Below are 21961 nucleotides of genomic sequence, written 5' to 3' on the forward strand. Positions count from 1 at the left end.
CGATGAGGCGCGCCCGGTGGCCTACGAGCGCCCCAGGAAGATGGGGTTGGTGAAGGCCGCCAACGCCCCCGGCAGCGGGCCCACCGCCGTCTCGTGCCGCAACTCCGCACGGACGTACGCCGCGTAGGAGGGCGTCGTACGCCACTCGACCACCCCCGACCCCGCCACCGGCAGCGGCGCGCTGGTGAACAGCACGCCCTGGTCGGTGACGAAGCGGACCGTGCAGCGCGGGGCGCCGGTGACCTCGAGGCGGACGGTGACCGGGGTGTCGCGGGCGACGTCCAATCGCCCCCCGATGCCCGCCTGTTCGCCCCGCCCGCCGGATGCGGTGAAGGACAGGGACACGTTCTTCGACTCGGCGACGTACGACCGTCCGGCGCGGATGCCCTCCTGGATCGCCTCCCGCGTCAGGTCGTCGGCCAGGACGACCGTCTGCGGGGAGCCGACCCGGTCCGGAGCCCGGTGTGCGTCACTGTTGCCCATCGCCGGGATCCAGTCGCGGCCGCCGTCCCGCACCGACGCCACCAGCATGCCGTCCCAGTCCGCCAGCGCCACCTCGTCGTCCGGCGTGTAGGGCCCGTTCCACACCTCGACCGCGTCCGCCTCCCCGAAGCCGAACTTCCAGTTGCAGCCGATGCAGGTGGCGTGCGGGTGGGCGGGGACGACGAGACCCCCGGCACGGCGGATCTGGCGGGCGAAGCGGCCGAAGCGGTTGTCGCGGGCCCGGTAGCGCCAGTCGACGAAGGTGCCCGGGTCCGTGCCCAGCGCCACCACATGGCCGTTGCGCGTCGTGACCTCCTCGCCCAGCATGACCAGCAGGTCGTCGCCCGCCACGTCCGCCCAGTGGGCGTGCGCCGCGTGCGTGTTGTGCTCCGAGGTGTTGATGAAGTCCAGCCCGGCGGCTCGGGCCAGCGCCCCGATCTCCGCCGGGGTGCGGCGGCCGTCGGAGTACCAGGAGTGCAGATGGCAGTCCCCTCGGTACCAGGCGCGGCCCCTGCCCTTCGCACGCGAGGGTGGGTAGGTCGGCCGTACGGCCTCGCCCTGCTCGCCGTAGGTGAGTGTGATGGTGATCTCGTACGACAGGCCCTGCGGGGAGACCGTGTACGGGCCGAGCGCGATGTGCCAGGTGCCTTCGCGCACCGGGCCCGGGATGTAGCCCGGCGTCGCGTCGTCCGCGCGGAGGAAGAATTCGGTCCGGGCGCCTCCCGACCAGCCACGAAAGCCCTTCCCGCCCAGCTCGGTGCCGCGTTCGTCGAAGATGCCGATGTCGAGGGCGTTGCCGGGCGTGCCGGTCGGGACGGACGGGCGGTCGTAGGTGTACGCGACCTTGATCTCCCGTACGCCGGAGGGGACCTCGACGGGTACGTACACGAAGTCGGGGGAGCCGGTGGGCAGGGTGCCGCGGAGCGTCCGCGTCTCCTGGTCCCCGTCGGCCGCCCCGGCCGCTGAAGCGAAGCTCACGCTTCCCAACGTAAGCGCGGCGGCGGCTCCCGTCACGAACAGCGCGCGTCTTCCGATGCCGTGGTGGACCTCGTTGTCGTCACACATGCTCGATAAGATGCCGACCAGTCGGTATGGACAGATCGGGCGCGGCCGGGTACAGATGAGCCATGCGTATCTCCGTGACGGTCTTCCTCACCGACGAGACGATCACCCCGACCCGGCTCGCCCGTGAGCTGGAGCAGCGTGGATTCGCCGGGCTGTATCTGCCCGAGCACACGCACATCCCCGTCGAGCGGACCAGCCCCTACCCGGCGGGCGGCGAACTGCCCCGCGAATACGGCCGTACCCTCGACCCGTTCGTCGCGCTCGGCCAGGCGGCCGCCGTCACCGAGCGGCTCGGCCTCGGTACCGGCATCACGCTGGTCGCCCAGCACGACCCGATCGACCTCGCCAAGCAGGCCGCGACCCTGGACCACCTCTCCGGCGGGCGCGTCACGCTCGGCGTCGGCTTCGGCTGGAACGTGGAGGAGGCCGCCGACCACGGCGTCGAGTGGCGTACGCGGCGCGAGCTCGTCCGGGACCGGATGGCGCTGATGCGCGCCCTGTGGAGCGAGGAACCGACCTCCTACGAAGGCGAGTTCGGGGGCGTCCGGGCCAGCTTCGCCCACCCCAAACCCGTACAGAAGCCGCGCGGGCCGGTCGCCGGCCCGCGCACGCTCGTCGGCGGGGCGGCCGGGCCGAAGCTGTTCGCGCACATCTGCGAGTACGCCGACGGGTGGCTGCCCATCGGCGGGCGTGGGTTGTCGGAGTCGCTGCCTGCCCTGCGCGCCGCGTGGACGGACGCCGGTCGCGACCCCGAGGCGTTGCGGGTCGTCCCGTACGCCGTCCACCCCAGCCCCGGCAAGCTCGCGCACTACGCCGAACTCGGCATCGAGGAGGTCGTGGTGCAGTTGCCGCCGGCGGGGGAGGCGGAGGTGCTGAAGGCGCTTGACGGTTATGCCCCCTATGTCGCCGATGCTCGTGGCACCGTGTAACGACCGGCCCCGGGGGACGAATCGGGCGGCGCCTGCCGGGGCTGATCACCTCGCTCGTATGCTCGAAGGATGACGACTTCCGCGACCTCCGGAACCGGCCCCACCGAGAACTCCATGCGTCGCGCCCTCAAACGCGCCCGGGACGGCGTCGCCCTGGATGTGACAGAAACGGCGGTTCTGCTACAAGCCCGCGGCGAGCACCTCGACGACCTCACCGCCTCCGCCGCCCGGGTGCGGGACGCGGGCCTCGACGCGGCGGGCCGCCCCGGCGTCATCACGTACTCGAAGAGCGTCTTCATTCCCCTCACCCGGCTGTGCCGGGACAAATGCCACTACTGCACTTTCGTCACCGTCCCCGGCAAGCTGCGCCGCGCAGGGCACGGGATGTTCATGTCCCCCGACGAGGTCCTGGACATCGCCCGCCGCGGCGCCGCCCTCGGCTGCAAGGAAGCCCTGATCACCCTCGGCGACAAGCCGGAGGAGCGCTGGCCCGAGGCCCGGGAATGGCTCGACGCGCACGGTTACGACGACACCATCGCGTACGTCCGTGCCATCTCCATCCGGATCCTGGAGGAGACGGGCCTGCTGCCGCACCTCAACCCCGGGGTGATGACCTGGACCGACTTCCAGCGGCTCAAGCCCGTCGCGCCGAGCATGGGCATGATGCTGGAGACGACGGCGACCCGCCTGTGGTCCGAGCCCGGCGGCCCGCACCACGGCTCCCCGGACAAGGAGCCGGCCGTACGTCTGCGCGTCCTGGAGGACGCCGGCCGTTCCTCCGTCCCCTTCACCTCCGGCCTGCTCATCGGGATCGGCGAGACGTACGAGGAGCGGGCCGAGTCCCTCTTCGCACTCCGGCGCGTGTCACGGTCGTACCACGGCATCCAGGAACTGATCATCCAGAACTTCCGCGCCAAGCCGGACACCGCGATGCGCGGCATGCCGGACGCGGAACTCGACGAGCTGGTCGCCACGGTGGCCGTCGCCCGGCACATCATGGGGCCTGCCGCCTGTCTCCAGGCGCCGCCCAACCTCGTCGACTCCGAGTACGAGCGCCTCATCCGCGCCGGTATCGACGACTGGGGCGGGGTGTCGCCGCTCACCATCGACCACGTCAATCCGGAGCGGCCCTGGCCGCAGATCGAGGAGCTGGCGGAGAAGTCCCGCGCGGCCGGTTTCGAGCTGCGGGAACGTCTGTGCGTGTACCCCGAGTTCGTCCAGCGCGGCGAGCCGTGGCTCGACCCGCGGCTGCGTCCGCACGTACGGGCGCTGGCGGACCCGGAGACGGGCCTGGCCCGCCCGGACGCGACCGTCGAGGGCCACCCGTGGCAGGAACCGGACGAGGCCTTCCAGCCCTCCGGCCGTACGGACCTGCACCGCACCATCGACACCGACGGCCGTACCTCCGACCGCCGCGACGACTTCGACGAGGTGTACGGCGACTGGGGCGCCCTGCGCGAGGCGGCAGCCCCCGGCATGGCGCCGGAGCGCATCGACACGGACGTACGGCAGGCGCTGGCGACGGCGGCCGACGACCCGACGCGCCTCACCGACGACGAGGCGCTGGCGCTCCTGCACGCCGACGGCCCCGCCCTGGACGCACTCACGCGCATCGCGGACGACGTACGCAGGTCGATGGTCGGCGACGACGTCACGTACATCGTCACGCGGAACATCAACTTCACCAACGTCTGCTACACCGGCTGCCGCTTCTGCGCGTTCGCGCAGCGCCGGACCGACGCGGACGCGTACACGCTGTCGCTGGACCAGGTGGCCGACCGGGCGCAGCAGGCGTGGGAGGTGGGCGCGGTCGAGGTGTGCATGCAGGGCGGCATCCATCCGGACCTGCCGGGGACGGCGTACTTCGACATCGCGCGCGCGGTGAAGGAGCGTGTGCCGGGGATGCATGTGCACGCGTTCTCGCCGATGGAGGTCGTCAACGGCGCGACGCGCACCGGGATGTCCATCCGCGAGTGGCTGACGGCGGCGAAGGAGGCGGGGCTGGACTCGATCCCGGGGACGGCGGCCGAGATCCTCGACGACGAGGTCCGCTGGATCCTGACCAAGGGCAAGCTGCCCACGGCGACCTGGATCGAGGTGATCACGACGGCGCACGAGCTGGGCATCCGCTCGTCGTCGACGATGATGTACGGGCATGTGGACCAGCCGAGGCACTGGCTCGGGCACCTGCGGACCCTCGCCGGGATCCAGCAACGGACCGGCGGCTTCACGGAGTTCGTGACACTGCCGTTCATCCACACGAACGCGCCCGTGTACCTGGCGGGAATCGCGCGCCCCGGCCCGACGACGCGGGACAACCGGGCGGTCACGGCGATGGCGCGGCTCCTCCTCCACCCGCACATCCCCAACATTCAGACCAGCTGGGTGAAGCTGGGCACGGAGGGCGCGGCGGAGATGCTGCGCTCCGGGGCCAACGACCTCGGCGGCACGCTGATGGAGGAGACGATCTCCCGGATGGCGGGCTCGTCGTACGGCTCGTACAAGTCGGTCAAGGACCTGATCGCGGTGGCGGAGGCGGCGGGCCGCCCCGCACGTCCGCGTACGACGCTGTACGGCGAAGTGCCTGAGGAACGGCAGCGGGCGGCGGCCGTGTCGGACGGGCATCTGCCGGAGCTGTTGCCGGTGTTGGACTGAGGGCGAGCCGGGGCGGGGGCCGGTTGGCGCAAGGCCACACGCACGTTCACAGTACGATGATCGGACCCCTGATGGAGGGGTCCCGTAGCTGAGGAGATGCGTACCCGTGCCTGCCCGACGGCTTCCCTCGTGGGTCTGGGTGACCGGCCTGACGGCGGGCGCGGTCGTGGCGGTCGCCGCCCTGGCCGTACAGGCCGACAAGGGCGCGCACCCGACCGCCACGCCGCCCCGGCCGAGCGCGTCGGCGTCGGCGGGCGCGCAGCCCACACCCACGAAGTCCGAGGCCCCCGCCGTGGTGCCGGACGGCTCCGGCACCGGGCGGCGCGTCGTGTACTCCCTCGGGCAGAAGCGGGTGTGGCTGGTCGACGCCAGCGACGCCTCCCGCCGTACGTTCACGGTGTGGCCGGGGACGGTGAGCCCCGACCCCGGCACCTACACGATCTCCCAGCGCACGGAGGCCACCACGGGCTCCGACGGCGTGGAGATCGAGCACATCCTGTACTTCGCCGCCAAGTCCGGCCTGTCGATCGCCTTCTCGAACGCGGTGGACGGCTCGTCGCCCCCGCCCGCCCAGGGGATCCGGACCAGCGGCATCCGCATGGGCAAGGCGGACGGTTCGGCGCTGTGGACCTTCGGCGAGACGGGGACGACGGTCGTGGTGGTCAAGTAGTCGAGTCGGTCCGCTTCATGGGCAGGTGTACGGCGACCAGGACGACGCCACTGAACAGGAACGCCCGCGTCGCCGCGTCCAGCCCGTTCCAGTCCCCGGACTGCCACATCGCGAACCACTCACCACCGATGGCGATGAACCCGGCGCCGAACAGCAGCATGACCATGAGCAGGCCGTAAGTGGAGATACGGCGGGCCCCGTCGTGGTCGCGCCGGGCCCACAGCCAGGTCCCGTAGAGGAGCACGAGCGCGGCGACGGTCTCCCACACGATGATGGCGACGTACGCCGCGTCCTGCACCCCCTTGCTGGTGATGGCCCGCCACATCAGGTCGTCGTCCTTGAACGTCGTATCCATGGCGAGAACGTGTCTGACGAACTGCTGGTTGGTGCCGAAGTCCGTGATGTTTCCGAAGGCGACGAGGGTCATGTAGAGGGCGACGGTGGCGGTGAGGAGGGTGGCGGTGAGGTGGAAGGCGCTGCGTGAGGTTGTTGTGGCCATGGCGGCCATTTTCCCTGCACGAGGCGGTGTCTCGGTACGCCTCGTACGCATTGAGCCAGAATGACGGGCGGCCGGGATTCGTGGGCCGGGGGGCGAACGGGCCGGGGTCCGGGCGAACTTGAGGAGCTACTCGGTGTCTTTGGGGTGGTGAGTGGACGCGTACACCGCGCCCAGGTGCGACGGGACACCGACGCATGGCGCGTTTCTCTGCCGCCGCCGCTCGTACGCAACTGACGGTAAACAATAGGCGAATGACCTGTGTGCGTTCGTAATTCGATCGTGACCTGACTGCCGGCCCTCGGGTAATCTCCAGGTAAAGAGATCTCGATCCCTGCAGGTCAAAGCTAAAGGAGGCAACGGTGTTCGATTTCCGGAAAGAGGCAGAAATGAGGCTGCACTCGGAAAAGCTGGCCAGAGAACTCGCTCTGGCGAAGCAGCGTGAAGAGGGCGACAAGGGAAACACCGAGGACGCGGTCGATGGAGCCGTGGTCACCACCGACGCGGAGCCCGTTGAGGTGAAGACAGGGCTGTGACGGACCGGAACCATCCGGGATCACCTCTGACCAATCCGAGCCACTCCCCTCACACCCGGCATATCGATGCACCCCCTGAACGCCCCGTCCCCGTTCGATTACAGTGCTGAGCTGTCGTACGTACGGACGGTCGCCGTGGGAGGTCTTGGTGGGTGCGACAGCCGGGGCCGTCTGGGGGCGTGCCGAGCAGCAGGACTTTCGGAGCAGGGTGCGGGGGACGTTGCTCGGGGTGGCCGTCGGGGATGCCCTGGGGGCGCCTGTCGACGAGCTCGGGCTGGAGGAGATCCGGCAGGAGTACGGTCCCGAAGGCCTCGTCGACCCGGCCTTCGGGTACGGCAGGCGCGGCGCGATCACCCACCTTACGCAGCTCACCCTGTTCACCGTGGACGGGCTGATACGCGCCCAGGTGCGACGGGACACCGGCGCCTGGCATCCGCCGACCGATCTGCACCGGGCGTATCTGCGGTGGGCGGCCACCCAGCGCGACTGGGGGCCCGATGAGCGGCGGAAGGACGACGGGTGGCTCGCTCGGGAGGAGTGGCTGTATGCCCGGCGGGATCCGGCCCGGTCGCTGCTCATCGGGTTCGGGGACGAGAACATGGGCACGCTGGAGTCGCCCAAGAACCCCACCGAGCTCGGGCCCGAGGCCACCGCCCGTTCCGCGCCCTTCGGGCTGCTCGTGGGGTGGGAGCCGCAGCTGGTCGTCCAGCTCGCCGTGGAGTGCGCGGCGCAGACCCACGGCCACCCCATCGCCTACCTGTCGGCGGGCGCGTACGCCGTGATCGTGCACGGTCTGGCCTGTGGCGAGAGCCTCGACACGGCCGTGCAGCGGGCGCTCGCGCTGCTCGCCGCCAGGCCCGGGCACGAGCCCGTGTCCGACGCGTTGCAGCACGCGCTGGGTGCCGTACGGCAGGGGATGCCCACCCCGGCGCGGGTGGAGGAGCTGGCGGCGGACGGGTCGGCGGACGGGCTGCTGGCGGCCGCCGTGTACTGCGCGCTGGTGGGGGAGGACGTACGGCATGGGCTGTGTCTCGCCGTGAATCACGACGGGCCTTCGGCGACTGCCGGCGCCCTGACCGGTGGGCTCCTGGGCGCCCTGCACGGCGAAACGGCCCTCCCCCCGGCCTGGCTGGCCGAGCTGGAGGGACGCCCCACGCTGCTGGAACTGGCCGACGACTTCGCGATGGAGATGACCCAGGGGCCCGCGCTGCACGGCCCGGCGGGATCGTCCCCTGCTTGGCTGGCCAGATATCCGAGGGGTGCCTAGGCGGCCCTGAGGCCCCGGCTCAGCGCTCCGCCGATCACAGCGGCGCCACCGCCGACCACAGCCCCCGCCCGTGCGTCGCCACCAACAGCCGCCCCCCGTCCGGCGAGACGTCCAGGGACACGATCCCGGCGTTGGGCAGGGCCCCGCCGAGCCGGTACCAGGTGTAGCCGCCGTTGGTGGTGGGCGCCGCGGCGAAGACGCCGACGTCCGTGCCGACGACCACGTGGCCGTGCCAGAGGGTGAGCGCCCCGACCGGCGCGTCGGGCAGGTCGCCCGTGCGGTCGGTCCAGGTGGTGCCGCCGTCGGTGCTCTCGAAGACGTGGCCCTCGCCCGCGCCGGAATGCCGAGGCCGGTGTAGGAGTCGCCGGAGTTGCTGGGCTCGCCGGTGCCGATCCACAGGGAGTGGTCGGCGGGGTTCACGGCGAGGGCGCCCATGGCGAGGGTCTGCTGGTGGTCCGACAGGGGCCGCCAGTGCCGTCCGTCGTCGTCCGAGCGCCACAGGCCGCCGCCCGCCGCGCCCTGGTGCACCGTGTGCCCGTCGACGGTGAGCGAGGAGACGCGGCCGCCGTTCAGGCCGAATCCGGCGCCGAAGTTCGACGCGACGGGGTCGGCGTACTGCTTGTCCTCCGGCCGGAGCGGGACGTTCGTGACCTCGGACCACGAGGTCGGTACGGTCGGCAGCCGACCGGCGTGGGTACGGGCGTCGACCAGCGCGCCGGGCGCGACCGCGGCGCCGGGGGCCGTCTTCATGCGGGCCTGCTGGGCGAAGGCGGCGGTCGGATCGTCCCGGTCGGTGCCGCCGTCGTCGTCACCGCCGGGGTCGCCCCCGGCGTCGTTCGCGACCAGGGCGCCGGCCACGGTGTCCGCCGTGGGGCTGACCGGACCGGGTCTGGGGTGGTCGTGAGGGGTGGCGGGCGACGCCGCGTCGGCGCGGCCCGCCACCAGGATCAGGGCGCAGGCGGCGACTACCGCCGCCCGCACGCTCCGTGGGGGGATGGGAGCCGGTCCAAGGGAGTTGAGGAAACCTCAGGTTTGCCGACGGCCGCGCCGAGCAGCGCGCGCCGCGTCAGTCCTTCACCGGCGCCCGCATCACGTCGTCCATCGGATCCGCCGGCCTCGGGATCGCCGCCGCGGCCGTTCCGTCGTCGTCCGTGTTGATCTTCTCGATGATCGCGAGGCGTTCCGGGGTGTCCTCCGGCCTCAGGTAGCCGACGAGGACGTAGAGGATCAGCGAGACGGCCAGCGGGATCGACACCTGGTACTGGAGCGGGACGCCGCCCTCGACGTTCCAGTCGATGGGGTAGTTGACCAGCCAGAAGGCGAACAGGCCCATGGACCAGCTGACGAGCGCCGCGGTCGGGCCGGAGCGGCGGAACGGGCGCAGCAGGCCCAGCATCATCGGGATGGCCATCGGGCCCATGAGGCCGGCCACCCACTTGATGACGACCGTGATGATGTCCTTGAAGGTGGGCGAGTTGACCTGCGTGGCCGCCGCCATGGACAGGCCGAGGAAGACGACCGTCGCGATCCGGGCCGCGACCAGTCCCGTCCGCTGGCTCCACGCCCGTGCCCTCGCCGACATCACCGGGGCGACGTCCCGGGTGAAGACGGCCGCGATGGCGTTGGCGTCGGAGGAGCACATGGCCATGGTGTGGGAGAAGAAGCCGACGATGACCAGGCCCAACAGGCCGTGCGGGAGGAGCTGTTCGGTCATCAGGCCGTAGGAGTCCGAGCCGTCCGGCTTCTGCGCCTCCACCAGCAGCGGCGACATCCACATGGGGTAGAACAGGACCAGGGGCCAGACGAGCCACAGCACCGCCGACAGCCGGGCCGAACGCGCCGCCTCACGGGGGCTGGACGTCGCCATGTAGCGCTGGGCCTGGTTGAGCATGCCGCCGTTGTACTCGAAGAGCTTGATGAAGAGGAAGGCCAGCAGGAACACCGCACCGTAGTCGGCGACCAGCGGTTTCTCGTGGCCCTGCAGCGCCGGCTGGTCCCACGCGTCGATGAATCCGATGCCCCTGTCGCCGAGTTCCAGCACCACGGCGACGAACATCGCGACGCCGGCGAGGAGTTGGATGACGAACTGGCCCAGCTCCGTCAGCGCGTCCGCCCACAGGCCGCCGATCGTGCAGTAGATCGCCGTGATGGTGCCGGTGATGAGGATGCCCTGGTTCAGGGAGATACCGGTGAAGACGGACAGCAGGGTCGCGATCGCGGCCCACTTCGCACCCACGTCCACGATCTTCAGCAGCATGCCGGACCAGGCCAGCGCCTGCTGGGTCTTCAGGTCGTAACGGCTCTTCAGATACTCCAGCGGGGAGGCCACGTGGAGTCGGGACCGCAGCCGGTTGATGCGCGGGGCGAACAGCTTCGAGCCGATCGCGATGCCGAGCGCGATCGGGAACGACCAGGTGACGAAGGAGGTGACGCCGTAGGTGTAGGCGATGCCCGCGTAGCCGGTGAACATCACCGCGCTGTAGCCCGACATGTGGTGCGAGATGCCGGAGAGCCACCAGGGCATCTTGCCTCCGGCGGTGAAGAAGTCGCTGACGTTGTCCACACGCTTGTGCGACCACACGCCGATTGCGACCATCACGCCGAAGTAGCCGATGAGCACGGCCCAGTCGAGACTGTTCATGGGCCCCCTTCCAGGGTCCGCCGCCAGGGTCAGGCATGTGAACTCTGAGTGGGACGGCATGCCCACGGCAAGCAAGGGGAAGGTCAAGAGCGCGTAAAAATGTTCGACTCTATGGTCTGAGTTTATGTACGTGAACCAAGAGTTGGCTGAAAACGATCAGGTCAGCGCATCAGCTCCCCGGCGTTCACCAGCAACGACTGCCCCGTGATCGCCCGCGCCCGGTCCGAGGCCAGGAACACCGCCGTGTCCGCCACATCCGCGTCCGAGGCCAGCTCCGGCAGGGCCACCCGGTCGGTCAGCCGCCGCAGCACCTCGTCCTCCCCTACCCCTTCCGTCTGCGCCGTGAACTGGACGTACGCCCGCACCGGCGGACCCCACATCCAGCCCGGCAGCACCGTGTTGACGCGGATGCGGTCCGGCCCGAGCTCCCGCGCCAGGGAGTACATCGCGCTGGTCAGGGCCCCCTTCGAGGCCGCGTACGCCGCCTGCCGTACCTGCGAGGGGGCCGCCACCGCCGACTGCGTCCCGATGAAGACCACCGAGCCGCCGCGTTCCCTCAGCCCCGGCAGGCAGGCCCGGGTCATCCGCAGCGTCCCCAGCAGGTTCACGTCGATCACCGACTGCCAGGTCGCGAAGTCGGCGTCCTCCAGGCCGCCGAAGTAGCTGTCCCGGGCGGCCACATGGACGACCGCGTCGATCCGCCCGAACCGCTCCCGCGCCAGCGCCGCCAGCGCCTCGCACTGCCCCTCGTCCGTGACGTCGGTCGCCCGGTACGCCGTGTGCGCCCCGTCCGGATCGATCTCGGCCACGCTCTTGGCGAGGTTCGCCTCCGTCCGCGCCCCGAGCACCGCGTTCCCGCCGTCCCGTACGACGGCCGCCGCGACCTGGTGACCGAGGCCGGCGCCGACTCCCGACACAACGACGGTCTTGCCCGTGAGCAGTGACATCGGTGACCTCCCCGGCTCTGGCGCTTTATCTGACGGAGCGTCAGAGTAGGGGCGACCGCAGGAGGAGGGAAGCTCCCATGTCCGAAGACACCCGCAGCGAGACCTACGCCGAACTGGCCGCCGTAGGCCCGTACGGCGTCCGCCCCGGCCACGCGCTCATCACCATGGTCGAGCCGCACCCGGGCCACGAGTACGCCTACAACCGCTGGTACGAGGACGACCACTACTACGCCGGCGCGATGGCCATGCCCTGGATGTACGCCGGCCGCCGCTGGGTGGCCACCCGGGACCTGCAACTCCTGCGCCGGCCCGAGAAGTCGGCGATCGCCGAGCCGGTCACCGCCGGGTGCTACCTCTCGACGTACTGGATCACCGACGGCCGCTACGACGACCACATGCGCTGGACCGTCGGCATCAACAAGCGCCTCAACCGCGACGGCCGCGTCTACCGGGACCGTACGCACGTCTTCACCGCGTTCCAGGACCACGAGGCGACCGTGTACCGGGACGGCGCGGCCGGGCCCCGCGACTTCCACGCCCTCGACCACCCCTACGCGGGCCTGGTCCTCCAGGTCGTCGACACCGACTCGCCCGGACAGCGCGCCGAGCTGCTGGAGTGGCTCGTCTCCCGCCACCTCCCGAAGCGTGTGACCGGCTCCCCGTCCGCGATGGTGACCGTCTTCCGGCCCACCCCGCTGCCCGGCGACCGCATGTCGTACGTCCAGCAGGTGGAGGGCGTCGACACCCGGCTGACCCTGCTGTGGTTCCTGGAGGCGGACCCGCGGGAGTGCTGGGAGCCGTACTTCACCGGCCTGGACACGGCGGTCACCGAGGCCGGGCTGGGGAGGGTGGAGCTGCTGGCCCCCTTCGTCCCCACCGTCCCGGGCACCGACAAGTACGTCGACCAGCTGCGCTGACCGGCTACTTCAGCTCGTCCGGGCAGGGCGTACCGCGCGGGACCGTGTACGGCGCCGCCAGCCGGTACGTCCCCGCCTTCGGCGCGAGCAGCATGGTCCAGCGGTCGCCGTCGGCGTCCTCCTCCGTCTCCATCAGGCAGCCGTTGAGGTTGTCGTACGACTTCGGCGTGTCGTCGGAACGGTCCTTGGACGCCGCCGTCTCCTGGGGCGGCTTCAGCTTGTTGCCCTCGGCGTCGACGATGCTCAGCCACGGCGAGTACGGGATCCGGATGAGGATCCGGCCCGCCCGCTTCACCCGCATCGTCATCTCGCCCTGTTCCGCACGGTCGACGACGGTGTTCGGCTCGGCGAGCGGCGTCGGGTCGATCACCCGGAACAGCTGCCAGTTGGCGTCGCCCCAGATCTGCTTCAGATACGGCATGCCCCGCTGCACCAGCTCCCGCTCGCGCTCGCCCCCGTCGCCGTCCGGCTCGTCCTTCGGCAGGACCACGTAGTGCACGGCCCAGCGCTTGAGCCATTCGTGGTAGTTCGCCGAGTTGAGCGTGTCGTCGTAGAAGAGGGGGTTGCGCTCCATGTCGGCCTGGCGGTTCCAGCCGCGGGCCAGGTTGACGTACGGGGCGAGGGCGGAGGCCTCGCGGTGGGAGCGGGCCGGTACGACCTCCACGCGGCCCTTCTCGGCGCCGACCTCCTGGAGTTCGTTGACGAGCGGTGCCAGCTCGCGCGCCCAGGAGGCGGCCGGGGTGGTGTGGACGATGTCGTCGACCGACTTGAAGCCGATCCAGGCGGTGAAGCCGGCGAAGGCCAGCACGATCGCGTACCACTTGCGGGTGCGCGGCACCGCGAACGGCAGCGCGGCCGCCAGGGCCACCCCCGCGAACAGCATCGCCAGGCGCGAGATGTTGGACCCGATCTGGGAGCTGACCAGCCAGACCAGGACGATTCCGACGGCGTACACCCCGGACGTGATCCGGACCGTCTTCCACTCCTTCGGGACGAGGAAGAGGACCAGGAGCGCGTACGCCAGCGGGAGGATCACCGAGCCGATCTTCATCGGCTGGGTGCCGGAGAACGGGAACAGCCAGGCGGACACGGCGACGACGGCCGAGGGTGCGATGCCCAGTGCCCAGGCGCCCGGCCGCCGTTTCTGCAGGAACAGCGCCACCGCCACCAGGCCCACGAACAGGCCCGCGACGGGGGACGCCATGGTGGCGAGCGCGGCGAGCGGGGCCGCGCACAGGGCTTTGGCCCAGCGTTTGTAGCGCCAGCGGTACGGCCAGCAGAAGACGACGGCGACCGCGCCCAGCGCGAACATCGTGCCGAGGCCGAACGTCACCCGTCCGGACGCCGCGTTGCACAGGAACGCGAACACGCCCGCCAGCGACGCCCACAGCGGGTTCTGCACCGATCGGCTGCGGATGAGGAGCATCGTCAGCAGCCCGGCGGAGAGCGTCCCCGCGATCATCATCGTCGTACGGACGCCGAGGACCGACATCAGATACGGCGACACCACGCTGTACGACACCGGGTGCATGCCGCCGTACCAGGCGAGGTTGTACGCCGAGTCCGGGTGCCGGCCGACGAACTCGGCCCACGCGTCCTGCGCCGCGAGGTCGCCGCCGCTGTTGGCGAACGTGAAGAACCAGACGACGTGGAGCACGCCCGAGAGGACGGTGACGGACAGGACGGGGTGCCGCAGCAGGCGCTCGCGCAGGGCCAGGACGGCGGTCCTGAGCGAGGGCTTGACGGATTCCCGTGACGGAGCGGGCTTCGGTGCCTCGGCGGACTGCGGTGCCGTGGCGGATTCCGAGGGCCTGGCGGACTCGGAGGGCCTGGCGGACTCGGAGGCCTCTGCGGTGTTGGCCGCGGAGGGTCTCTCGCGGTCCTCGGTGTCACGTGCGGACACGTGTATTCGCGGGCCGGTTCCCGGGCCCGGATCGGTGTCGTCGGCGCGTGTCGGCTCCGCAGTGGCCACCTGAAGGCACTCCCCGTGGTGTCCCGTCTTCTGTTCTCGTACTGTTCCCGGTCGCGTCCCGTGAGCGACCCGCCCCGTTTCTGCCCTGTTTCGTGACGCTAGCACGCACCCCGCCGACCGGAACCCGGGCGGGTTCCGGTCGGCGGGGCGTGGCGGTCACTTCGCGGCCCGTATCAGCCGAGGCGCGTCAACTTGTCCGTGAAGCCCGGCTCCACGAGGTCCTTCTGCAGGGCGACCGGGACCTTGACCGCGCTGCCGGAGCCGTCGCCGACGGTGAGCGAGCCCACCGGGGTGCCGGCCTTCGCCGTGTGCGGCAGGTCGTCGGCCGCGAACGTCAGCTTGACGGTCAGGCCCGACCAGCCGACGGCGGAGACGTCCTTCGTGACGACGACCGGGGTACGGCCGCCGAGGCCGTCGTCGGCGTACCCGACGACGTCGCCCTTCTTCAGGATGGTCGCGGAGCCCAGCGCGTCCTGCGCGGCCCGGATCAGCCTGTCGCCCGCGGATAGGGCGCCCTGGAGGATGGTGTTGTCCGAGCCGCCCGCGGGCTGGCGCACCACGGCGCCGACGATGGTGCGCGTCTCGCCGCCGACCTCCTTCTTCGCCGCGAAGACGAGGTTGCCGAGGGCGGAGGTGGTGGTGCCGGTCTTGATGCCGACGACGTCGTTGTAGCCGACCAGCTGGTTCCAGTTGTTGTGCTTGACGTCCTTGTAGTCGACGTACGACATCATCGTGGCGACCTCGCGGAAGGCGGGCTGCTTCATCGCCGCCTTGGCCAGCTTCACCTGGTCCACGGCCGTGCTGACGGTCGTGTTGTTGAGGCCCGAGGGGTCGGTGTAGGTGGTGTTGGTCATGCCGAGGTCGTCGGCCGCGGCGTTCATCTTCTCGACGAACGACTTCTCGGACCCTGCGTCCCAACGGGCGAGCAGTCGCGCCACGTTGTTCGCGGACGCGATCAGGATGCTTTCCAGGGCCTCGCGCTGGGAGATGGTGTCGCCCTTGGTCACGTCGACGGTCGACTCCTGGCCGGCGTCCGACTGGTCCTCGGCCGCCTGGTCGATCTGGATCTTCGGACCGGCGGCGCCGCTCTTCAGCGGATGGTCGCGCAGGATGAGGTACGCCGTCATGACCTTGGCGACACTGGCGATCGGCACGGCCTTCTGCTCGCCGGACGAGCCGAACGTGCCGATGCCCTGCACGTCGAGCGCGGCCTGTCCGTCGGACGGCCACGGGATGTCGACCTTGTTGCCCTCGAAGGTGTAGCTGTCCTCGGCGGTGAGCTCGAGCGAGGGGGTCGGCAGGGGGCGTACGGCCTGCACGATCGCAAAGGCGACCGCGAGCAGCAGTACCAGCGGGGTCCAGATCTTGACCCGGCGGACGAGCGTGCGGACCGGGGTCTCCGGGGGCGGCGGCGTGTTCGTCAGCTCCGCCAGCAGATCCAGCGGCGGCTTCGGCGGCAACGGCTGCTGAGTGGTCCGCTCCGGCCCGACCTGCGGGAAGGGGGCGGTGGCGTCGGCGGGGGCCTTGGTCTGCGACGCCTGCGACACCTGCGGCAACGCGGTCGTGGCATCGGCGGGTTTCCGCGTCGACGGGTCGTCGAGGGGCTTGAGCGCGACGAACTTGCTGGTGCGCTCGACGTCGCCCTCGGACTTGCCGCCGTCTTCGCCGTCCTTGGCGCCCTTGGCGGCATCGCCCAGCTTCAGCATGGTCGTCGGCTGGTCCACGGCGGGCGCGGGGGGCCGTACGGCTTTGAAGGTGGTGGTGGGCTGGTCTACGGAGGGCTTGTCGGGGGTGGAGGGCTTGTCGTCGGGCTCGGCGTCGGAGGCCTTTGCGTCTGCAGAGGCGGGCGTCTTGGGGGCGTCGGTGTCGGTGCCGGTCTCTGTCTCAGCGTCAGACTGGGACTCGGCGTCCGACTCGGCCTCGGCGTCGGCTCGCGCGGGCTCCTCGCCCCCCGTGGCCTTCCCCTCACCGGCGTCACCGGTATCCGCATCGGGCTCGTCGTCCGCCGATGCCACCCACGCGGCCACGGCGTCCCGAAGCCGAACGTCGCCATCCGCACCGGAGGCGTCCTCCCCGACGGCCCCCTTCGCGTCGGCGCCCTCGTCCTGCGGGTCTTCGGCGTCCTGGGTTGCCTCTTCGCCCCGCGTCTCTGTGTCGGTCTGTGCGGTGGTCCTGGCGGGGGAGTCGGCGGTGTCCTGCTCGGTGGTCTCGTCGGCTTCCGCCTGGGCGGTGTCCTTGGGTGCGTCTTCGGCAGTGGTCTTCGCCGTGTCTTGTCCGGCGGTCTCGTCTGCCTGCGGGTCTACGGCGTCCTGGGCTGCCTCTTCGCCCCGCGTCTCTGTGTCGGCCTGTGCGGCCGTCACGGCGGGGGAGTCTGCCGTGTCCTGCCCGGCGTCTGTCCCAGCATCCTGCCCGGTGATCTCGTCGGCCTCCGGCCCGGCGGCGGCTTCGGCCGCAGCGTCGGCTGCGGGCTCTGCTCCGTCCCGACCGGCGGTCTCGTCGGTCTGCGGTTCTACGGTGTCCTGTTCGGCGGCGTCCTTGGGTGCGTCTTCGGCGGTGGGCTCCGCCGCATCCCGACCGGCGGTCTCGTCGGCCTCGGGCCGGGCGGCGGCTTCGGTCGCAGCGTCGGCAGTGGGCTCTGCTCCATCCCGACCGGCGGTCTCGTCGGTCTGCGGTTCTACGGTGTCCTGTTCGGCGGCGTCCTTGGGTGCGTCTTCGGCAGTGGGCTCCGCCGCATCCCGACCGGCGGTCTCGTCGGCCTGCGGCTCCGCCGTGTCCTGGCCAGTCGCCTTGCCGTCCTCCGGCTCGGCGGCGTCCTTCGCGGTCTCCGCCGCATCCCGCGCGCCGGCCGCACCGGCGTCCGGCCCCGCAGCGCTCTTCGACGGCGCCCCGGCGGTGCCCTGTGCGCCCGTCTCCGCCCCTGTGGCGTCCTGGGTGGCGTCCTGTGCCGTCTCCGACCCCGTGGCCTCCTGCGGGCCCCTCTGCGCCCCCGTGGCGTCCTGCGGTGTCGTCTCCCGATCCGTGGCGAGGTCTCGTACCGAGAAGACCCTCGTCGCCGTGTCGACGCCGCCGCGCGTCGTGGAGGGGTCGGATTCGCGGGCCACCGCGAGCCGGGGGTCGCGGTGGTCGGGGGACTCGCTCCTGGCTTCGGGAACCGGACCCGCGCTCCCCGACGTCGGTTCTGCCGACGACTCGCGCTGCTTCGACCTGTCGGGGGACTCGCCCGCCACCGATGCCTCCTCCATGTGCCACACGCCATCCGTGTCCGTGTGGCCTATCGAACCGTGAACCGACGCTCGGAACACCGCTCCCCCGCAGTGTCCGAACCATGTACCAGTGTCCTGTGTGCGGACCGAACTCAAGCGGTAGACGAGAACGACATACCTGCCGGTTCCCTTACAAACAGGTCACGCACCCTCGACAGACCAATGTGAGAGGGGTCACCCTGTCATTCATCCACGCGGGGAGGCATGGATGGGCAGGAGCCGCAGAACAATTCCGGAGGAGCTTCTGCTGCTGGCACTGGACCCGGCCACGGGTACCACTGCACAGCCGCAGTCGCTCGACCTCGGTCTGGCCGGAGCACAGCTAGTGGAGCTGGCGTTGGCCGGACGGATAGCCCCAGACGGGGATCGTATCGCCGTGGTGGTGCCACGGCCGACAGGAGATCCAACTTTGGACTGCGCGTTGGAGTTGCTGCGAAGGCGTGGCGCTCCCGTACGCGCGGTGAACTGGATTGGCGGACCCCGGCTGGGGCTGCGCCAGACCTACCTCTCGCATCTGGAGCGGTGCGGCATGGTGCATGCCGTGGCGGGCCAGATGTGCGGAGTGCTGCCGACGACGCGCTACCAGGCGACGGACACGGAAATCAGCCGGGAGATCAGGGCCCGGCTGGACTCCGCGATCCGCACCGGCGTGCCGCCGGACCCGCGGACGGCCGCACTCGCCGCACTGGCGCACGCGGTCGGCCTCGGCAAGCATCTGTATCCCGGGAACGAGGGGCGGTCCTCCCGCTCCCGGCTCAGGGATCTGATCCGGCACGACCCCATGGGCGGCCTCGTGGCGCACGCCGTGATGGACGTTCAGAACGGCGTGGCGGCCCAGCCGCGCCGCAGCCCGGCACCGGCCGGCCGTCAGGCCGCCCCCGGAGCCAGGCCCGCACCGGAACCCGCACGCGGCGTTCCGATGCAACCGCGCCGCGGATCCATGGCGCGCGCCGTGGCCCACTGAGCCGCGGTCCCACGGCACACAGCACCGAAGCAGGGCCAAAAAGCAGCACGACCGCACCACGCACACGCACCACCACGCACCACGCTCCACCGAGCGCCGCGCCGCAGTCCCCAGAGACCCGGTACGGGAGCCGCTGGTCCGCGCGGGGCGACAGGACCGTACGTCCGGACGACGACGCGGTCCCGTCGCCCCGCGCGCCCTTGTGTCGCGCCTTTATGCGGCATGAACACAGCGCATATCCACTGTTTCCCAGCGGTAGTAAGCACCTTGGTGGCAGTCTGCTCAACAGCAGATACACAAAGTGGTAAGTACGAGGCACGCAGCCGGAGGTGCACGTCCCGTGGCGTCCAATGTCAATCCCACCGTCAGGCGACGCCGGCTGGGCCAGGAGTTGCGCCGGCTCCGCGAGGTCAAGGGCATGACGGCCGAGGAAGTGGCGGAGAGACTGCTGGTGTCGCAGTCGAAGATCAGCCGGCTGGAGAACGGCCGGCGCAGCATCAGCCAGCGTGACGTCCGCGACCTGTGCGGGGTCTACGAGGTCGAGGACCAGCGCATCGTCGAGTCGCTGATGCAGATGGCCAAGGACTCGCGCCAGCAGGGCTGGTGGCACGCCTTCGGGGACATCCCGTACAGCGTCTACATCGGGCTGGAGACGGACGCCGAGTCGCTGCGGGTGTACGAACCCCAGATCATCACCGGGCTGTTGCAGACCCGCGCCTATGCCGAGGCCATCATCCGGGGCGGATCGCCGGAGACGTCGGAGCCGGAGATCGACAAGCGCGTCCAGGTACGGCTGCGGCGGCAGGACCGCATCACCGCCGAGAAGAACCCGCTGCGCCTGTGGGTCGTGCTGGACGAGGCCTCGCTGCGTCGGCTCGTCGGGAGCCGGCAGGTGATGCGGGAGCAGTTGGAGCACGTCGCCGAGATGTCCCAGGCGCCGCACATCACCGTGCAGGTGCTGCCGTTCGACGTCGGTGCGCATCCCGGTCTCAACGGCCAGTACTCGATTTTGGAGTTCTCCGACGCGGCCGACTCCAGCGTCGTGTACATCGAGGGCGTGACCAGCGACCTGTATCTGGAGAAGCCGCACGACGTGCAGAAGTACACGGTGATGTACGAGCACCTGCGGGCCCAGGCACTGAACGTGGAACAGTCGCGCCAGCTCATCGAAGACGTCGCGAAGGAGTACGCGCGCTGAGCCGTGTTCCGGAGAAGCGCCGGATGCTACACCCCTTATATGCCCGACTGGAAGACCTGCCTGGAATATGCCATCCAGTCGAGTGAATGACTGCTCCGAATGAGGAAGTCGGCGAGTAGCGTCGATCACGCCAACCGATCAACGGTGTTGGCGGAAACCGTGCAACTGGCTACCGGAGCAAACATGGCAATTCTGCAGGGTGCCACGGAAACGTGGACGAGTTCCTCGTACACCAACGGAGGTGGTGCGTGCGTGGAGGTCAAGTCTCCTACGCACTCACAGCTGGCCGTGCGTGACTCCAAGGTCCCCGAGGGGCCTTTCATTGCGTTCCCCACCGACGCGTGGAACGCCTTCGTGGCATCGGTCAAGGAGTGAGGGGAAGGTCTTCCTGATCCTCGCCCCAGTCCACAACCGACAACTGCACAAGCACCACGGGAAGAGCCCTCTCGACCAGCCGCCGTCCTTGCCGAGAGGGCTCGGCTTGTGCCCGGACCGTCCCTAGAGACCCATCAGCTCACCGGAAACGCCACGTCACACACCGGATCCTCCGCCCCCGCCGCGTCCCAGTCCGCGAAGTACACCTCGCGGCACGGGCCCGTCGGCTTCAGCCCCTGGGCCGCCATCCACTCCTCCACCGCCTCGAACGCGGCCAGGATCTGGGGATGCGCCACCTGCGCCTTGGTGACCCGGGTGTACGCCAGCCGCCCGGCCGACTCCACCCGTACGGCCGTGCCCCGGGCCCGGCCCCGCTTCTCCGCCCACGCCCGTGCCGCGGCCTCGTCGGCCACCGGCATGCACGACTCGGCCGGTCCGTCGCTCTCCATCGACACATCGGAGTGGTACACGACGAACGGCGCCGCTGTGATGCCGCCGCATTCCCGCGCCCCCTCCTCCAGACGCCCCAGCGACGCGCCGATCCACGCCGGCAGCTCGCCCGCCAGCACATGCCGCGTCTCGGTGATCAACACCTGCTCGGGCACGTCCACCGTCTCGACCACGAACTTCCCGTACATCTCGGAGCTCCTCCCCGACAGTCGTCCACGGAGGTACTCGGCGAGCGTCCGCTGCCCCGCGAACCGCGCCTCCACGTCCGCCCAGTACGCGTCGAGCCGGTCGGCTGCCGCGGCCCCGTCCGGCGCCTCGACGACCTCGGCGATCCGCGCGAGCGGCATGTCCAGTTGGCGCAGGAGCGCCACCAGACGGGCGCGTTCGATCTGGCCGACGCGGTAGTGGCGGTAGCCGCTGACCTCGTCGACATGCGCCGGGGCCAGCAGTCCGAGGCGGTCGTACAGCCGCAGCGCCTTGGCCGACAGCCTGGCCCGCGCGGCGAACGCGCCGATGGTGAGCAGCTCTTCGTCCGGAACTTCCACCATGTCATCCTCCGTCACCGGGCGGCTCTTCCGCCCGGTGCGAAGGACGTTCAGCCCTGCCCCAGGGGCAAGGTCAACCCGCCAGCTGACCCTCGACGGCCGCCACGACCTCCGCCGCCTCCGGCTCGGTCTGCGGCGAGAAGCGGGCGACGACCTCGCCGTCCCGGCCGATCAGGAACTTCTCGAAGTTCCAGCGGATGTCGCCGCTGTGCCCCTCGGCGTCGGCGAAGCCGACCAGGCGCTCGTACAGCGCGTGCCGGCCCTCCCCGTTCACCTCGACCTTCTCGGTCATCGGGAAGGTCACGCCGTACGTCGCCGAGCAGAACTCGGCGATCTCCTCGGCGCTGCCGGGCTCCTGCCCGAGGAACTGGTTGCAGGGCACCCCGAGCACGGTGAACCCGCGCCCGGCGTACTGCTCGTGCAGCCGCTCGAGCCCCGTGTACTGCGGGGTCAGGCCGCACTTGGAGGCCACGTTCACGACGAGCACGGCCTGGCCGGCGTACTGCGCGAGGTCCGCGGGGCCGCCCTGGAGGGTGTTGATCTCGACGTCGAGGGGGGAAACACCGTTGTTGTCTGTAGTCGTCATGT

The 21961-nt window shown here is 70.6% G+C and carries 19 protein-coding genes; 10 read left to right on the top strand and 9 right to left on the bottom strand.

The genetic code is table 11. From position 1 onward, the window contains the following. Positions 1-21 precede the first annotated feature (21 nt). Positions 22-1548 carry a CehA/McbA family metallohydrolase gene (locus ABT063_RS06225; protein WP_351055999.1) on the bottom strand — a complete coding sequence of 509 codons (1527 nt, stop codon included), beginning with the start codon at positions 1546-1548 and terminating at the stop codon, positions 22-24. Between the two features lie 62 nt (positions 1549-1610). On the opposite strand from ABT063_RS06225, the gene ABT063_RS06230 reads away from it, so the two are divergent. The 3 genes from ABT063_RS06230 (at position 1611) to ABT063_RS06240 (ending at position 5802) form a co-directional block, all read left to right on the top strand. Next, a complete protein-coding gene (locus ABT063_RS06230) occupies positions 1611-2477 on the top strand; it encodes an LLM class F420-dependent oxidoreductase (RefSeq protein WP_351056000.1) in 867 nt (288 codons plus the stop codon). A gap of 69 nt (positions 2478-2546) precedes the next feature. Then, positions 2547-5132 (top strand): bifunctional FO biosynthesis protein CofGH, encoded by a 2586-nt coding sequence (locus tag ABT063_RS06235; protein ID WP_351056001.1) that lies wholly within the window; start codon positions 2547-2549, stop codon positions 5130-5132. Positions 5133-5238: 106 nt separating this feature from the next. Continuing rightward, positions 5239-5802: a hypothetical protein gene (locus ABT063_RS06240; RefSeq protein ID WP_351056002.1), complete on the top strand. Its 564-nt coding sequence runs from the start codon at positions 5239-5241 to the stop codon at positions 5800-5802. Here ABT063_RS06240 and ABT063_RS06245 read toward each other — a convergent pair. Beyond that, positions 5795-6301 carry a DUF2165 domain-containing protein gene (locus tag ABT063_RS06245; protein WP_351056003.1) on the bottom strand — a complete coding sequence of 169 codons (507 nt, stop codon included), beginning with the start codon at positions 6299-6301 and terminating at the stop codon, positions 5795-5797. The genes ABT063_RS06240 and ABT063_RS06245 overlap by 8 nt on opposite strands. A 359-nt stretch (positions 6302-6660) precedes the next feature. Between ABT063_RS06245 and ABT063_RS06250 the strand changes: the two genes are divergently transcribed. Together ABT063_RS06250 and ABT063_RS06255 are read left to right on the top strand one after the other, a co-directional pair. Further along, a complete protein-coding gene (locus ABT063_RS06250; RefSeq protein ID WP_351056004.1) occupies positions 6661-6834 on the top strand; it encodes a hypothetical protein in 174 nt (57 codons plus the stop codon). Positions 6835-6982: 148 nt separating this feature from the next. Further along, a complete protein-coding gene (locus ABT063_RS06255; RefSeq protein WP_351056005.1) occupies positions 6983-8101 on the top strand; it encodes an ADP-ribosylglycohydrolase family protein in 1119 nt (372 codons plus the stop codon). A gap of 34 nt (positions 8102-8135) precedes the next feature. Here the strand turns inward: ABT063_RS06255 and ABT063_RS06260 are convergent, their stop codons facing one another. Next, complete coding sequence (locus tag ABT063_RS06260; RefSeq protein WP_351056006.1) at positions 8136-8498, bottom strand: WD40/YVTN/BNR-like repeat-containing protein; 363 nt, start codon at positions 8496-8498, stop codon at positions 8136-8138. Between the two features lie 147 nt (positions 8499-8645). Between ABT063_RS06260 and ABT063_RS06265 the strand changes: the two genes are divergently transcribed. Continuing rightward, positions 8646-9005: a hypothetical protein gene (locus tag ABT063_RS06265; protein ID WP_351056007.1), complete on the top strand. Its 360-nt coding sequence runs from the start codon at positions 8646-8648 to the stop codon at positions 9003-9005. Between the two features lie 162 nt (positions 9006-9167). Here the strand turns inward: ABT063_RS06265 and ABT063_RS06270 are convergent, their stop codons facing one another. Together ABT063_RS06270 and ABT063_RS06275 are read right to left on the bottom strand one after the other, a co-directional pair. Then, on the bottom strand, positions 9168-10742 hold the full coding sequence (locus tag ABT063_RS06270) for a sodium:solute symporter family protein (protein WP_351056008.1): 1575 nt from the start codon (positions 10740-10742) through the stop codon (positions 9168-9170). Positions 10743-10903: 161 nt separating this feature from the next. Then, the gene (locus tag ABT063_RS06275; protein WP_351056009.1) at positions 10904-11689 is read right to left on the bottom strand and encodes an SDR family oxidoreductase; all 786 of its coding nucleotides are present in this window, start codon (positions 11687-11689) and stop codon (positions 10904-10906) included. 77 nt (positions 11690-11766) lie between these two features. Here ABT063_RS06275 and ABT063_RS06280 point away from each other — a divergent pair, with 77 nt between their 5' ends. Then, positions 11767-12606 (top strand): hypothetical protein, encoded by an 840-nt coding sequence (locus tag ABT063_RS06280; RefSeq protein WP_351056010.1) that lies wholly within the window; start codon positions 11767-11769, stop codon positions 12604-12606. Positions 12607-12610: 4 nt separating this feature from the next. Here the strand turns inward: ABT063_RS06280 and ABT063_RS06285 are convergent, their stop codons facing one another. Together ABT063_RS06285 and ABT063_RS06290 are read right to left on the bottom strand one after the other, a co-directional pair. Continuing rightward, positions 12611-14578: a DUF8823 domain-containing protein gene (locus tag ABT063_RS06285; protein WP_351056011.1), complete on the bottom strand. Its 1968-nt coding sequence runs from the start codon at positions 14576-14578 to the stop codon at positions 12611-12613. A gap of 173 nt (positions 14579-14751) precedes the next feature. Next, positions 14752-16938 (bottom strand): D-alanyl-D-alanine carboxypeptidase, encoded by a 2187-nt coding sequence (locus ABT063_RS06290; protein ID WP_502990764.1) that lies wholly within the window; start codon positions 16936-16938, stop codon positions 14752-14754. A 1111-nt stretch (positions 16939-18049) separates the two neighbouring features. Between ABT063_RS06290 and ABT063_RS06295 the strand changes: the two genes are divergently transcribed. The 3 genes from ABT063_RS06295 to ABT063_RS06305 all read left to right on the top strand — a co-directional run bounded on the left by ABT063_RS06295 (position 18050) and on the right by ABT063_RS06305 (position 20378). Continuing rightward, positions 18050-18805 (top strand): GOLPH3/VPS74 family protein, encoded by a 756-nt coding sequence (locus ABT063_RS06295; RefSeq protein WP_351056013.1) that lies wholly within the window; start codon positions 18050-18052, stop codon positions 18803-18805. 340 nt (positions 18806-19145) lie between these two features. Next, positions 19146-20003, top strand: coding sequence for a helix-turn-helix domain-containing protein (locus ABT063_RS06300; RefSeq protein WP_351056014.1), 858 nt, complete (start codon positions 19146-19148; stop codon positions 20001-20003). Positions 20004-20186: 183 nt separating this feature from the next. After that, positions 20187-20378 carry a DUF397 domain-containing protein gene (locus tag ABT063_RS06305; RefSeq protein ID WP_351056015.1) on the top strand — a complete coding sequence of 64 codons (192 nt, stop codon included), beginning with the start codon at positions 20187-20189 and terminating at the stop codon, positions 20376-20378. 134 nt (positions 20379-20512) lie between these two features. Here ABT063_RS06305 and ABT063_RS06310 read toward each other — a convergent pair whose 3' ends face one another. After that, entirely contained in the window at positions 20513-21376 is an 864-nt protein-coding gene (locus tag ABT063_RS06310) for a MerR family transcriptional regulator (RefSeq protein WP_351056016.1), read from the bottom strand. 70 nt (positions 21377-21446) lie between these two features. Next, positions 21447-21959, bottom strand: coding sequence for a glutathione peroxidase (locus tag ABT063_RS06315; protein WP_351056017.1), 513 nt, complete (start codon positions 21957-21959; stop codon positions 21447-21449). Between the last annotated feature and the right edge of the window lie 2 nt (positions 21960-21961).

The organism is Streptomyces sp. NPDC002838, assembly GCF_040295365.1.
Taxonomy (GTDB): Bacteria; Actinomycetota; Actinomycetes; order Streptomycetales; family Streptomycetaceae; genus Streptomyces.

What these genes read in the sequence shown, in the direction of transcription:
- ABT063_RS06225 (WP_351055999.1), bottom strand. Translation starts at nt 1,548, where the DNA reads ATGTGTGACGACAACGAGGTCCACCACGGCATCGGAAGACGCGCGCTG.
- ABT063_RS06230 (WP_351056000.1), top strand. Translation starts at nt 1,611, where the DNA reads ATGCGTATCTCCGTGACGGTCTTCCTCACCGACGAGACGATCACCCCG.
- ABT063_RS06235 (WP_351056001.1), top strand. Translation starts at nt 2,547, where the DNA reads ATGACGACTTCCGCGACCTCCGGAACCGGCCCCACCGAGAACTCCATG.
- ABT063_RS06245 (WP_351056003.1), bottom strand. Translation starts at nt 6,301, where the DNA reads ATGGCCACAACAACCTCACGCAGCGCCTTCCACCTCACCGCCACCCTC.
- ABT063_RS06270 (WP_351056008.1), bottom strand. Translation starts at nt 10,742, where the DNA reads ATGAACAGTCTCGACTGGGCCGTGCTCATCGGCTACTTCGGCGTGATG.
- ABT063_RS06275 (WP_351056009.1), bottom strand. Translation starts at nt 11,689, where the DNA reads ATGTCACTGCTCACGGGCAAGACCGTCGTTGTGTCGGGAGTCGGCGCC.
- ABT063_RS06280 (WP_351056010.1), top strand. Translation starts at nt 11,767, where the DNA reads ATGTCCGAAGACACCCGCAGCGAGACCTACGCCGAACTGGCCGCCGTA.
- ABT063_RS06295 (WP_351056013.1), top strand. Translation starts at nt 18,050, where the DNA reads ATGGGCAGGAGCCGCAGAACAATTCCGGAGGAGCTTCTGCTGCTGGCA.
- ABT063_RS06305 (WP_351056015.1), top strand. Translation starts at nt 20,187, where the DNA reads ATGGCAATTCTGCAGGGTGCCACGGAAACGTGGACGAGTTCCTCGTAC.
- ABT063_RS06310 (WP_351056016.1), bottom strand. Translation starts at nt 21,376, where the DNA reads ATGGTGGAAGTTCCGGACGAAGAGCTGCTCACCATCGGCGCGTTCGCC.
- ABT063_RS06315 (WP_351056017.1), bottom strand. Translation starts at nt 21,959, where the DNA reads ATGACGACTACAGACAACAACGGTGTTTCCCCCCTCGACGTCGAGATC.